The organism is Aldersonia sp. NBC_00410 (genome assembly GCF_026342035.1).
In the GTDB taxonomy this organism is placed as follows: Bacteria; Actinomycetota; Actinomycetes; order Mycobacteriales; family Mycobacteriaceae; genus Aldersonia.
The window spans coordinates 113,463-126,190 of the sequence record NZ_JAPENM010000005.1 but is presented as its reverse complement, the minus strand read 5'-3'; the positions used below and the strand labels follow the sequence as shown (position 1 = coordinate 126,190).

Genomic DNA, 12,728 nt, shown 5'->3' with positions numbered 1-12,728 from the left:
ATCGAGGTTTGGCTTTCACCCAGTGAAAGTTGCTTGTCCACCGTACGCTCGACGATGAACGGACCGAAGAGGGGAAGCCGTGCACACCATCGTGATGACCGGGGCTACTCGTGGGATCGGCCGGGTAGCGGTCGACCGAATCATCTCCGATGATCCCGAGGCCCATCTCGTGCTGCTCGCCCGCGAGCCCGGCGGAAGCACACTTGCCCGCCGGCTCGCGAGCACTGGACGACAAGTGACAGCGATCAACACGGATCTGTTGTCCATGCGCAGCGTCCGGAACGCAACAGCACGGCTGCTCGAGCAGTTCGCATCGGGCCGATTGCCACCGCTCCGCACGCTGGTGGGCAACGCGGGATTGCAGTTCACCAACAACACCACCGCAACCTCCGATGGCCTCGAGGCGACGTTCGCGATCAATGTGCTCGCCAACCACGTGCTCATTCGCAACCTGGAGAGCGCGTTCCGGACTCCGGCACGGATCGTGATCACCGTCAGCGACACCCATTTCGGCGACTTCAGCCACAATTTGGGAATGGTCCCCGCCCCGCGCTGGCAGGACCCCGGCACAATCGCACGGATTGGTGCGTTCCCCCATCCCGACACGGTCGCCGCCGGCCGGGCCGCGTACTCGACCAGCAAGCTCGCCGCAATCTACTCGATCCATGAGTTCGCCCGCCGCCTACCGGAAGACATCACGATCACCGGTTTCAACCCTGGTTTCGTTCCCGGCACCGATCTCGCCCGTGACGCGGGGCGGATGGCCAACTTCGCGATGAGACGGGTGTTGCCGCTCGTTGCGTTCACGCCATTGGCGACCAGCAAAAGCGTTGCAGGACAGTACTTGGCACAGGCCGCACTGGGTGACACCCCCGCGACGACGGGTGCCTACATCAACCGGGGCCGAGCAGAGCGCTCCTCCGATGAGTCCTATGAACCGGTAAGGGAACGACAACTGTGGGACACCCTCGAACAGCTCGCGCATCAACACGCCCGATAGTGCTCACGGCCCCGACGTTCGTCGCCGCAGCCGACGGCGCCGGCTATCACTGCCGGCCGCTTGCTCGCGAAACTGACCGAACAGCGTATGTTCGATTGGCTCGATGAGCAGGTCCGCTGACCCGCAACCCGGTCCTGTGATTCACTCCTTCTGCCCTGGAAGATATTGCTGCAGCTTCTGCTTGGCGCCTTGCTTGACGACGTCCCAGGCATCCTCGTCGCCCTTGACCAGCGCGGCGCTGAGCGACTTGGCCTGCTCCAGCGTGGCGTGTGGCGGAATCGGCGGGACGTTGGGGTCGCAGCGCACGTCGAGCAGTGTCGGCCGGTCTGCCGCCAAGGCCTTGTCCCAGGCGTTCCCGATGTCGTCCGGATGATCGACATTGATGCCCTGCAAACCGATGCCGCGGGCAAACGCTGCATAGTCCAGCTCGGGAAGCGTCTGGGACACAGCGAACTTCGGCAACCCCTCCATCGCGCGCTGTTCCCACGTGACCTGATTGAGGTCGTTGTTGTGCAGGACAGCCACGATCAGGCGCGGATCCGACCACTGCCGCCAGTAGTGGGTAACCGTGAGCATCTCGGCCAGCCCGTTCATCTGCATCGCACCGTCGCCCTCGAAGGCAATCGCGGGCCGGTCCGGATATGCCCATTTTGCGCCGATCGCGTAGGGCACTGCGGGACCCATGGTCGCCAGCGTCCCCGACAGCGAACCCCGCATCTCGGCACGGAACTTTATGTGCCGTGCATACCAGTTCGCGGCGCTGCCGGAATCTGCGGTGACGATGGCATTCGCCGGCGCGCGCTCGGAGAACTCGTGGAATATGCGCATCGGGTTGATCGGATCGGCGCTGGTCATGGCCTGTCGCTGAGCGGTCGAATGCCAACGGGCGACGTGCTTTTCGATCGACTCGCGCCAGGATCGATCGGCCTTGCGGTCCAGCAACGGAATCAGCTGCTGCAGCGTCGTTTTCGCGTCCCCGACGAGATTGATCTCGTACGGATAGCGCATACCGATCCACTTGCCGGACCGGTCGATCTGCACGGCCCGGGCCTGATCGAGCTCCGGTAAGAACTGTGTATACGGGAAGTTGGAACCCACGGTCAGCAACGTGTCGCAGTCGCGCATCAGCCGGTAGCTCGCTGTGGTGCCGAGCAGACCGATGGAACCGGTCACCCACGGCAACTCGTCCGAAAGCACGTCCCGACCCAGGAGCGCCTTGGCGCAGCCGGCGCCGAGCAGATCCGCCACCTGGGTCAGCTCCTCGACACACCCGCGCGCCCCCTGTCCGACCAGCAACGCGACGTTCTCTCCCGCATTCAGCAGATCCGCCGCCGCGCGGAGGGCCGCCGGGTCCGGATTCGGCGTCGCGGGCGCCAAACCTAGGCTCGACGGCACGTGTTTGAACGCGTGTCGCGGCGGTGAGTAGTCGAGTTCGAAGACGTCGGAAGGAAAGATCAGTGCGGTCGGCGCCCGCTCGGTGAGCGCGATGCGGATCGCCCGATCCAGCAGGTTGGGTATCTGCTCAGGAACGGTGCACATCTGCACGTAGTCGCTGCATACGTCCTTGAAAAGCGACAGCATGTCGATTTCCTGCTGATACGAACCGCCCATGGCCGAACGCTCGGTCTGACCGACCAGCGCGACCACCGGCACGTGATCGAGTTTGGCATCGTAGAGCCCGTTGAGCAGATGTATTCCGCCCGGGCCGCTGGTCGCCACGCAAACGCCGACCCGGTCGGAGAATTTCGCGAATCCGACCGCCTCGAAGGCCGACATTTCCTCGTGCCTGGACTGAACGAACTGCGGCTTGTTCTCCGCCTTCGCCCACGCGGCGAGCAGGCCGTTGATGCCGTCACCGGGGTATCCGAATACCTGCTCGACCCCCCACTCGCGCAACCGCGCGAGTAGCACGTCACCGACGGTGTCACTCATGGGATCCTCCCGGGTAGTGGGCCTATGAGCGAGGTGGTACCCAGCTTTGCGTGGGCGACACGGCGATGCCGGAAACGTCCGGGTGATCGGGGGCGTTTCGAAGGAATCGGCGGGGGTATGCGCTTGGGACCCCGGTCGAATCGATGGAAGGAGGGGCTGATGCGAGCAGTCACCTGGCACGGCAAACGCGACGTGCGAGTCGACACCGTCCCGGACCCGAAGATCGAGGAACCAACCGACGCGATCATCGAAATCACCTCGACCAACATCTGCGGTTCCGATTTACACCTGTACGAGGTACTCGGCGCCTTCATGAACGAGGGCGACGTGCTCGGGCACGAACCGATGGGCATCGTGACCGAGGTCGGCGATCAGGTGACCAACCTGAAACCTGGTGACCGCGTGGTCATTCCATTCCAGATTTCCTGCGGTAGCTGTTACATGTGCGACCGGCAGCTGTACACCCAATGCGAGACCACGCAGGTCCGGGACAAGGGCATGGGCGCGGCGTTGTTCGGTTACTCGGAACTCTACGGCCAGGTGCCGGGCGGCCAGGCGGAATACCTGCGGGTGCCGCACGCGAACTTCACCCACATCAAGGTGCCGGATGGGCCGCCCGACTCACGATTCGTCTACTTGTCCGACGTGCTCCCCACGGCCTGGCAATCCGTGGTCTACGCCGATATCCCCGACGGTGGTTCGGTCACTGTGCTGGGGCTCGGACCGATCGGGGACATGGCGGCACGCATCGCCCACCACCTCGGCTACCGGGTGATGGCAGTGGACCGAGTTCCCGAACGGCTCGCCCGCGCCGCGGACCGTGGCATCGAGACGTTGAACCTCGATGACCATTCCGGAAATCTCGGCGACGCGATCCGCGCCGAGACCGACGGTCGCGGCACCGACACGGTGATCGACGCGGTCGGCATGGAAGCGCACGGCTCACCTACTGCGCAACTGGCGCAGACTATTTCAGGCTATCTGCCGGACTTCCTCGGCAAGCCGCTCATGCAGAAGGCCGGGGTCGATCGGCTTGCGGCCTTCTACTCCGCTGTCGACATCGTCCGGCGAGGCGGCACGATCTCGCTGATCGGCGTGTACGGCGGCGCCGCCGATCCGTTGCCGATGCTGACCCTGTTCGACAAGCAGATCCAGCTCCGGATGGGTCAGGCGAACGTCAAAAAGTGGATCGACGACATCATGCCGTTGCTCGGAGACGACGACCCGCTCGGCGTGGACAGCTTCGCCACCCACACGCTGCCGCTCGAGCAGGCACCGCACGCCTATGACATCTTCCAACGCAAGGCCGATGGCGCCGTAAAAGTGATTCTGCAGCCCTAGTTTTCGCGAGCCGGGTCGGTGTCGGATTGGTTGTCGGTCGACTGAACCTCCTCGTCGTCGAACGACCCGGCAGGACGGTCGACCGGACCGCCGCCCGGTTCATCGGACCCGGTGTCCCGCGATCCGGGTTCGCCGCGCTCGGCTTGCGGCTCGGGTTGCAGATGCTCTCCCGGCGTATTGGACATGATCGCCTCCACGGTTGTCCCACCGCTCACTCGGCGGCGGCTAGAAGGATTACCCCGCCGGCGGGCCGCTAAACCTCGCGATGGTCAGCCCCGGCAATGGCTCGCCGCCGATTGACCCGGCGCGGCCTGGGTATTCGAAGATGTGCCCGAAACCCAATCGAATCGACGCGAAACCTACGCGGCCTCCCGCGTGGACAGGGATTCGGTTGATCCCGATCATCCCGACAAGCCGGAGTCACCGACCGACCTGACCAAGACCTCGTGGGCCTTCGTACTCCGTAAGACGGCGCGCGAGTTCACCGACGACGAGTGCACCGACATCGCCGCCGCGCTCACCTACTACGCGGTGCTGTCGCTGTTTCCCGCGCTGCTGGCCGTGGTTTCCCTGCTCGGCGTCTTCGGTCAGGGCCAACAGACCATCGACGCCGTCCTCGCGATCGTCGAGGACCTCGGCCCGTCGTCCGCCGTGGACACATTGCGCGAGCCGATCACGCAGTTGGTCGACGCACCGGCTGCCGGCTTGGCGCTGATCATCGGGCTGCTCGGTGCCATCTGGTCGGCATCGGGATACGTCGGCGCCTTCGGTCGTGCGATGAATCGGATGTACGAGATCGATGAGGGACGGCCGTTCTGGAAACTGCGGCCCACGATGCTGCTGGTGACTCTGGTGGGGCTGGTGTTCGCGGCGGTCGCGGCGGCGATACTGGCGCTCAGCGGTCCGGTCGCGCGCTCGGTCGGCGAGGCGATCGGACTCGGCGACACCGCCGTTACCGTGTGGAACATCGCCAAATGGCCGTTGCTGCTCGTACTGGTCATCATGGCCGTCGCAATCCTGTACTACGTCACGCCGAACGTGGCGCAGCCGAAGTTCCGATGGATCAGTGCGGGCGCGGTGCTCGCGATCCTCACCTGGATCGTGGCATCGGTGCTGTTCGGCCTGTACGTGTCGATGTTCGGCAGCTACAACAAGACCTACGGCTCCCTGGCGGGGGTGATCGTCTTCCTGCTGTGGCTGTGGATCACCAACCTCGCCCTGCTCTTCGGCGCCGAGCTCGATTCCGAACTCGAACGCGGTCGCGAGTTGCAGGCCGGCCTGCCCGCCGAGGAGGAGCTGCAGCTTCCGTTGCGGGACAGCCGCGGTGCGGAGAAGAAGGCCGAGAAGCAACAGCAGGATATCGACCGTGGCCGTGCCCTGCGGGCATCGCGCGGCGAGAAGGACGATCCGGACTCGATTCCGGATGACGACGACCGAAGGATCACCCAATGAATCAACCCGTTCCCGACCCCCGGTCGACCGGTCACGACGTGCCCGCCGACCTCAGCACGGTTCAGCTGATCGATCGCCTCGGCGCCCAGGTGTCGACGCTGGTCCGCACCGAAATCGCGCACGGGCTGGCGGAAGTCAAGTCCAAGGGCACCCGACTCGGCATCGGTGTCGGCATCTCCGGTGCGGGCGTACTGCTGCTGTTGTACGGGTTCGGCGCGCTGATCGCCACGGCGATCCTCGGTCTCGCCACCGCCCTCGAGCCGTGGCTCGCTGCACTCATCGTCGCCGTGGTGGTGCTGGCCGTCGGTGGTGTGCTCGCAGCCGTCGGTGCGAAGCGTGCGAAGCAGGCGGTTCCCCCGGTACCGCAGGACACCGCCGAGAGCGTGCGCGATGACGTCGCCGTCGTGAAAGAGAGCATGAAATGACTGATCACACACCGGATATCGAAGAGCAGCGCGCCGAGATCGCCGCCACCGTTGAAGCGCTCGCGGCCAAGGCCGACGTACCGACGCGACTGCGATCCGCAACCGAGGTTCAGCGGCGCAAGCTGCAGGACAATGCGCCGTTGGTCGCAGCTGCGGTGGGTGGCGTCGTGGCAGCGGTCGTGGTGATCGTCATCCTCCGCCGCCGGAACCGGTAGATCCACCGAAGCAGGTCCGCGATCCACAGCGGGGGGCTAGGGCAGGTACGGCAGCACCTTGTCGGCGGTCGCCGGTAGATCGCGGATCCGGGCGCCGGTCGCGTGGTAGATCGCATTCACGACAGCGGCGGCGCTGCCCACGATGCCGATCTCGCCGGCGCCGCGACTGCCCATCGGGGTGGCTCGCTCGTCGGCGTCGTCGAGCCACGTCGCGTCGACGTCGACGATGTCGGCGTGCACCGGAACGTGGTAGCTCGCCAAGTCTTGGGTGACAACGTGACCGAACCTTGGGTCGCGCACGCTCTCTTCGTGCAACGCCATCGAGATGCCGAAGGTCATCCCGCCGATCAGCTGCGACCGTAGGGTGAGCGGGTTGATCACGCGGCCGATCGAGAACACACCCAGCATTCGCGGGATCCGGATCTCACCGGTATCGGCATCCACCCGTACCTCGGCGAAATGCGCCCCGAACGAAGCGTGGACGAACCGCTTCAATTCTTCGTTTCTCGTCGCTGCAGAGGTGGTTTCCGCGCCGTCATCGGGATCGTGGCCGTGTTCTTCGCGAAATCGATGTGCGGCGGTGACGATCGCCGCTCCCCACGAGGATGTGCCGGACGAACCACCGGCAACGGTCGCCATCGGCAATGTGGAGTCACCGATCTCCATCGTGACCTGCTCGATCCGGCATTCCAGGGCGTCGGCGGCGATCAGCGTCAGCGTCGTCCAGGCGCCGGTGCCGATGTCGGCGGCACCGATGGCCACGCGATACCGGCCGGCGTCGAAACGGATCGTGACCTGCGAGCCCGGTATGACCATGTGCGGATAGGTGGCACTGGCCACTCCGGTCCCGACCAGCCACTGGCCCTCGCGCCGCTGCGCGGGCGAACGGTCGTCGGCCACCCAGCCGAATTGCCGAGCACCCGTGCGGAGGCAATCGACCAACCGGCGCGAGGACCACGGCTTGCCCGACTCCGGGTCGACCCCCGGCTCGTTGCGCATGCGAAGTTCGACCGGGTCGATTTCTGTCGCGTACGCGAGTTCGTCCATCGCCACCTCGCCGGCGAACATGCCCGGCGCCTCGCCTGGAGCACGCATCCAGAACGGCGCAGGCACATCCAGCGCGGAAATATGGTGCGAAGTACGGCGATTCGGTGCCGAGTACATCGATCGCGAGGACACGGCAGACTGCTCGGCAAATTCCTTCACCGTTGAACTGCGGGAATACGCGTCGTGCCACAACGCGGTGATTCGACCATCGCCATCGGCGGCGATCCGGATGTGTGAGGACGTCGGGCTGCGGTGACCGACGAACACGAACATCTGCTGCCGGGTGACCGCGAACTTGATACTGCGCCCGGGCACTGCAAGCGCGGCCATCGCCGCGAGTATGTCGTGGGCGTGTGGGGCGCCTTTGGAGCCGAAGCCGCCACCGACATGCGGGGCGACAACCCGGATCTGGGTTCGGTCGAGTCCGAGCACCTTGGCGACCGTCTCGGCAACGGAGTGCGAACTCTGCGTGGAGTCGTGCAGCGTCAGCAGTGGCTGGTCCGGATCCCAGTGCGCCACAACGGTGTGCGGCTCCATCGGGTTGTTGTGCTCCTCGGGGGTGGAATACCACTCATCGACGACGGCGTCGTCGTTGCGGCGTGCCTGCGAGAGCGCCGCCTCCACGTCGCCCTGATCGGAGGTGGTCGGGTACCCGCCATTGACGGACTCGGGCGCGAACTCGTCCGGATGGTCGACGCGAAACTCGGTGTCGTGCGGCATCTCGTTGTACTCGACGCGCACCAGACTTGCTGCGTGCCGGGCAGTCTCGGGCGTTTGCGCCACCACCGCACCGATCAGTTGCCCGCGGAAGGCGACGTCGGGGCCCTGCAGGACGACATACTCGCCTTCGGCATCCTTGGTCAGCCCACGCGAATTCCACGGCGTCAAAACCTTGAGCACGCCATCGAGTTCCGTGGCGGCCGTGGTATCCATCGCGGCGACGGTGCCGCGCGCGATCGTCGCGGTGATCGGATAGAGGAACGCGGGACGGTCGACGTCGTGTTCGTAGGCGTATGGCGCGGTGCCCGCTACCTTCGCAGGTCCGTCGATCCGCTCGGTGGGAGTGCCGATGATGCGAGTGGCGGTGGTCATGACGGCGTCTGCCGGCTCAGATCTCGCAGGACGGCGGTCATCGTTCGCCTGGTCATGTCCACCTTGAACTCGTTGCCTACCAGTGGTTTCGCGACCACGAGTTCCGCGGCTGCGGCGGTCGCGAAGGTCTCCATCGTCGCCGGGGCACCGACGAGCACCGTCTCGGCACGACGTGCCCGCCACGGTCGATGCGCGACGCCGCCGAGCGCGACCCGCGCCCCGGCAACTGTGCCCTCGATGATCCGCAGTTCGGCCCCGACCGACACGAGCGCGAACGCGTAGGAGGTACGGTCACGCACCTTCCGATATGTGGACGCCGCATCCGGGGTCGGTGGTGGGAGCTCCACTGCGACGATCAGTTCGGCGTGGTCGAGGACGGTGTCCCGTTCGGGTTGTTCGCCCGGCAGCCGGTAAAAGTCGGTGACGGGAATCCGCCGCGAACCGTTCGGCCCGAGCACGGCGACTTCCGCGTCGAGCGCGCACAGCGCGACAGCCATGTCCGAGGGATGCGTGGCGACGCACTGCTCGGAGGCGCCGAGGATCGCGTGGTAGCGGGTGTAGCCACCCACCGCGGAGCATCCGGTGCCGGGTTCGCGCTTGTTGCACGGCGTCGTCACGTCCTGGAAGTACACGCACCGCGTGCGTTGCAGCAGGTTCCCGCCGGTGGTGGCAAGGTTGCGCAATTGCGGCGACGCACCGGCGAGCAGCGCGCGGGACAGCATCGGATAGCGCTGCCGGATCACCGGATGGGCGGCGAGATCGCTGTTGCGTACCCCCGCGCCGATCCGCACCCCGCCGTCGCTCGTCTCATCGACCGCATCGAGCGGCAACCCGCCGATATCCACGAGCGTCTTCGGTTCGGTGACACCGAGTTTGAGGTGATCGACGAGGTTTGTTCCGCCCGCGAGAAACGCTGCGTCCGGTCGTTCGGCGACGAGCGCGACCGCTGCGGCGGCGTCTTCCGCGCGCACATAGTCGAACGGTTTCATGACGTGCTCGTCTCGGTTTCGGCGACTTGGCGGATCGCGGCGAGAATGTTGGGATAGGCCCCGCACCGACAGAGATTTCCGCTCATGCGTTCGCGGATCTCGTTGTCGTCGAGCCGCGCCGGGTGCGCCACGTCGTCCGTCACATGGCTCGGCGCACCGGTGGCGGCTTCGCTCAGCATCCCGACTGCCGAGCAGATCTGGCCCGGCGTGCAGTATCCGCATTGCAAGGCGTCCTGCTCCACGAATGCGCGTTGCAGCGGATGCAGGCCGTCCGCGGCCAATCCGTCGGCGGTGACGACATCCGCGCCGTCCTGGGTGACCGCCAGCGTCAGGCAGGTGGTGACGCGGCGCTCATCCACCAGCACCGTGCACGATCCGCACTGTCCGTGGTCGCAACCCTTCTTGGGTGACATATTGCCCAGATGGTCACGCAGTGCGTCGAGCAAGGTGGTGCGCGGGTCCAGATCCAGCCGATGTGCCTTGCCGTCAACTCTGAGTTCGATCTCGTACTTCATGCCACTCACTCCGAACTCGGCTGCGGAGGATACGGATTGGCGCGCAGTCGCGATGCGACATGCACAGCGTTGAGAGCCAGCGTCGCGGTGGAGTGCGCGACCGGATCGGGCGGCCCGTCGAGATCCTTGTAGTCGGTGCCCTGCATCGCCTCGCCAACCCAGTACGTCGCGCCCTGAGCAGGAATGGTGAATCCGAGGTCGTTGAGCGCCTGAAACATGTCGGCGGCGATCTTGTGCGCGCCGTCCTCGTTGCCGACCACCGCCGTCACGCCGACTTTGCCGGACATGCTCGGGTTCCCACGCTCGTCCGTTTCGGCCAGTTCGGCGTCGAGGCGTTCGAGCATGCGTTGTGCGATGCTGCTCATGTGGCCCAGCCAGATCGGCGTCGCGACGACAAGAATGTCGGCGGCGAGGACCTGCTCGAGAATGTCGGGCCACGCGTCGCCGGGACCCATATCGCGCTGCACGCCGGGACGGACGTCGTGATCGACGAGTCGGACCAACTCTGTGTCGACGTCAAGTTTGCCCAACTCGTCGAGGACTTGCCTCGCCAGGAGATCGCTACTCGAATCGGCCGGTGAGGGTGTGAGCGTGCATACCAGGGCCAAGGCTTGCAGGCTTTCCATACTTCGAGAGGTTTCCGTTTGCCGCGGTCCGAAACCTCCGGCCCGGAGTTTGCATAACGAATGCAAGGCGGGGTATTCCCAGCCACATGGAGCTGCTGGCGATCCTGCTCTCGTCATCGGCGTCGCGGTGGTCATCTTCAACCGTCGGGTACGCGCCGAGCGCGAACCCTCACAACTGAACGCCACTCCCCCGAGCGAAGGAGAATTCTATGCCGTCGAAACCGGCGAACCGCAGCGAAGAAGTCCCGGACAATGCACGGACCTTCCGGAGCCACGCGGGCGAAGGTATCGAAGACACCCGGAACTGGCCCGGCATCATTCTCATGGCGCTCGGGCTGGCGGCTCTGGCACTCACGCTGGTCGCCGCCGGCGACGGATTCGAAGGTTGGTCGGTGATCGGCGCGCTTGTCACCGTGGTGTGCTTCGTCGCGGGGACCGCGGTGCTGCTGCTCGAGCACCGTCGCATCAAGAATCTGGAAGGCAAGCCGTTGCGGAGTAGCGACGGCCACTGACAGTACAGTAACGACGGGCAAGGCGTAGTGCAGCCGTAGCGGCCCCGGGGTGAGCATCCGCCTGCGCCTACAACACCTAATGCGTCCGGAGTACACGTCCCCGCAGCCAGTCGTTTACCGCACAGTCTTCTCGCGCACCTTGTAGGTCGAGGGCCACGACAGTCGGGAGTCGTCACCCACGAGCGGGGTTCCCTTCGCTCCGACTTGGACGTTGTACGCTTCCTTGCCGGGGCCGACCTCGCGGTTGGCGTGTTTGGTTGCCAGATAGAACAACTCGTCGATTTCTGCCTCGCGGAAGGCGACGAACGTCGTCTTTCGCTCGGCGTCGGCCATGCCCGTCATCATCCGGTCGGGCAGGATCTTCGACGCCGCCGCTCCCACTGCCAGCAGCGCGATCGGGATCACCCAGTAGAAGACGAACGATAGGGGTTTTTCCGTGTCCATGATCGTCGCATCGCCCTGGACGATCGGCGGGATCATCGACGAGGCGGTCATCCCCGCGAAGACGCCGACCCAAACCCAGGTCAGCCGGGTCACGATTCGACCGAACAGATCGCTACTGATCACGTTGTCGGGCTGGCCCTCCTCGGCATACTCACGCACGAACGACCGCCCGGTGAGTGCCCCAACGAGTGCCACCAAGAATATGCCGGCGTTGCTCAACGGTTGCATCCAGCGCTCCAGCGCATCCTGGTCGAGCACCAGGGTCAGCACGGCAAGCACAGCGAAGGTGGCCACCGCCCCGATCTGCAACGTCTGTCCGGGCTTGCCACTGCGCCGACCAACCACGAACGTCGCGATCGCGGTCGCCAGCGCGAGCAGCACGGCGGTCAGAAACGGAACGTTGCCGACGAGGACCCAGTAGACGATCCATGGCGCGAATCCGAACAGCAGGCTCATGGCTGGATCACCTTTCCTACTACCGCATCAAGCCGACGAGAACCACGCGACTGCCGCGCAGATTGACCGAACCAGACCGCGCGCATCTGAGCAAGCACCCGCGTGAACTGCCACCGAACAGCACTGTCCCCCGGCACCATTGGTGCCGGGGGACAGTGTTTCAGACCTTAAGTCTTGGGGTGTGACCCTCAGAGAGCGCGAACGTTGGTCGCCTGCGGGCCCTTGGCGCCCTGGCCGACCTCGAACTCAACCTGCTGGTTCTCCTCCAGCGAGCGGAAGCCGCTGCTCTGGATCTCGGAGAAATGGACGAAGACGTCGCTGGATCCATCAGCGGGGGCGATGAAGCCGAAGCCCTTTTCCGCGTTGAACCATTTGACAGTGCCCTGTGACATGTATTTCTTCCTCTTACCGTTGACGACGACAGATTCTCCTGCCATCGGGTCAGTTGCCTCGCGCGGCAATTACGAAGAATCGCGCTGGAGAAGCAACAGAGGTCTCGAGCACACAGAAGTATGAATACGCAAAACCATGACCGTGATCAAGTAAACCACACATCGGGGCAACTGGGGCTGTTCTGAGACCGCCGTCTCATAGACGCTCGTTGATTCGCAGGTCACGCCCAGGTTTCGGGTCGGCGGAACGCGCTTTCGGGCCGGTCGCGGGAGGATCGGACTCGAGGCCC

At 65.1% G+C, this 12,728-nt stretch carries 14 protein-coding genes; 6 read left to right on the top strand and 8 right to left on the bottom strand.

Annotated features, from left to right (window positions below; translation table 11 throughout):
- The first annotated feature begins 79 nt into the window (after positions 1-79).
- A complete protein-coding gene (locus tag OG921_RS13290; protein ID WP_266112937.1) occupies positions 80-1,000 on the top strand; it encodes an SDR family NAD(P)-dependent oxidoreductase in 921 nt (306 codons plus the stop codon).
- A 141-nt stretch (positions 1,001-1,141) separates the two neighbouring features.
- Here OG921_RS13290 and OG921_RS13285 read toward each other — a convergent pair whose 3' ends face one another.
- Positions 1,142-2,932, bottom strand: coding sequence for a thiamine pyrophosphate-requiring protein (locus OG921_RS13285; protein WP_266112936.1), 1,791 nt, complete (start codon positions 2,930-2,932; stop codon positions 1,142-1,144).
- A gap of 159 nt (positions 2,933-3,091) precedes the next feature.
- Between OG921_RS13285 and OG921_RS13280 the strand changes: the two genes are divergently transcribed.
- Positions 3,092-4,273: a zinc-dependent alcohol dehydrogenase gene (locus OG921_RS13280; RefSeq protein WP_266112935.1), complete on the top strand. Its 1,182-nt coding sequence runs from the start codon at positions 3,092-3,094 to the stop codon at positions 4,271-4,273.
- Here the strand turns inward: OG921_RS13280 and OG921_RS13275 are convergent.
- Positions 4,270-4,488, bottom strand: coding sequence for a hypothetical protein (locus OG921_RS13275; protein ID WP_266112934.1), 219 nt, complete (start codon positions 4,486-4,488; stop codon positions 4,270-4,272). The genes OG921_RS13280 and OG921_RS13275 overlap by 4 nt on opposite strands.
- Before the next feature lie 160 nt (positions 4,489-4,648).
- Between OG921_RS13275 and OG921_RS13270 the strand changes: the two genes are divergently transcribed.
- From OG921_RS13270 to OG921_RS13260, 3 genes are read left to right on the top strand one after another with little or no spacing between them, the layout of a single operon-like run.
- Positions 4,649-5,725, top strand: a complete 1,077-nt coding sequence (locus tag OG921_RS13270; RefSeq protein ID WP_266112933.1) for a YihY/virulence factor BrkB family protein — start codon at positions 4,649-4,651, stop codon at positions 5,723-5,725.
- Entirely contained in the window at positions 5,722-6,150 is a 429-nt protein-coding gene (locus OG921_RS13265) for a phage holin family protein (RefSeq protein WP_266112932.1), read from the top strand. The genes OG921_RS13270 and OG921_RS13265 overlap by 4 nt, the downstream gene beginning before the upstream one ends.
- On the top strand, positions 6,147-6,365 hold the full coding sequence (locus tag OG921_RS13260; protein ID WP_266112931.1) for a DUF3618 domain-containing protein: 219 nt from the start codon (positions 6,147-6,149) through the stop codon (positions 6,363-6,365). Before OG921_RS13265 ends, OG921_RS13260 begins: the two co-directional genes overlap by 4 nt.
- A 36-nt stretch (positions 6,366-6,401) precedes the next feature.
- On the opposite strand, the gene OG921_RS13255 is transcribed toward OG921_RS13260, so the two are convergent.
- From OG921_RS13255 to OG921_RS13240, 4 genes are read right to left on the bottom strand one after another with little or no spacing between them, the layout of a single operon-like run.
- On the bottom strand, positions 6,402-8,504 hold the full coding sequence (locus tag OG921_RS13255) for a xanthine dehydrogenase family protein molybdopterin-binding subunit (RefSeq protein WP_266112930.1): 2,103 nt from the start codon (positions 8,502-8,504) through the stop codon (positions 6,402-6,404).
- Positions 8,501-9,493, bottom strand: coding sequence for a xanthine dehydrogenase family protein subunit M (locus tag OG921_RS13250; protein ID WP_266112929.1), 993 nt, complete (start codon positions 9,491-9,493; stop codon positions 8,501-8,503). The genes OG921_RS13255 and OG921_RS13250 overlap by 4 nt, the downstream gene beginning before the upstream one ends.
- Positions 9,490-10,008 carry a 2Fe-2S iron-sulfur cluster-binding protein gene (locus OG921_RS13245; RefSeq protein WP_266112928.1) on the bottom strand — a complete coding sequence of 173 codons (519 nt, stop codon included), beginning with the start codon at positions 10,006-10,008 and terminating at the stop codon, positions 9,490-9,492. Before OG921_RS13245 ends, OG921_RS13250 begins: the two co-directional genes overlap by 4 nt.
- A 5-nt stretch (positions 10,009-10,013) precedes the next feature.
- Complete coding sequence (locus OG921_RS13240; RefSeq protein WP_266112927.1) at positions 10,014-10,634, bottom strand: flavodoxin family protein; 621 nt, start codon at positions 10,632-10,634, stop codon at positions 10,014-10,016.
- A 209-nt stretch (positions 10,635-10,843) separates the two neighbouring features.
- Here OG921_RS13240 and OG921_RS13235 point away from each other — a divergent pair, with 209 nt between their 5' ends.
- Positions 10,844-11,146 (top strand): hypothetical protein, encoded by a 303-nt coding sequence (locus tag OG921_RS13235; protein WP_266112926.1) that lies wholly within the window; start codon positions 10,844-10,846, stop codon positions 11,144-11,146.
- 114 nt (positions 11,147-11,260) lie between these two features.
- Here OG921_RS13235 and OG921_RS13230 read toward each other — a convergent pair whose 3' ends face one another.
- Complete coding sequence (locus OG921_RS13230; protein ID WP_266112925.1) at positions 11,261-12,046, bottom strand: hypothetical protein; 786 nt, start codon at positions 12,044-12,046, stop codon at positions 11,261-11,263.
- Positions 12,047-12,234: 188 nt separating this feature from the next.
- Positions 12,235-12,438, bottom strand: coding sequence for a cold-shock protein (locus OG921_RS13225; protein WP_266112924.1), 204 nt, complete (start codon positions 12,436-12,438; stop codon positions 12,235-12,237).
- Positions 12,439-12,728 lie beyond the last annotated feature (290 nt).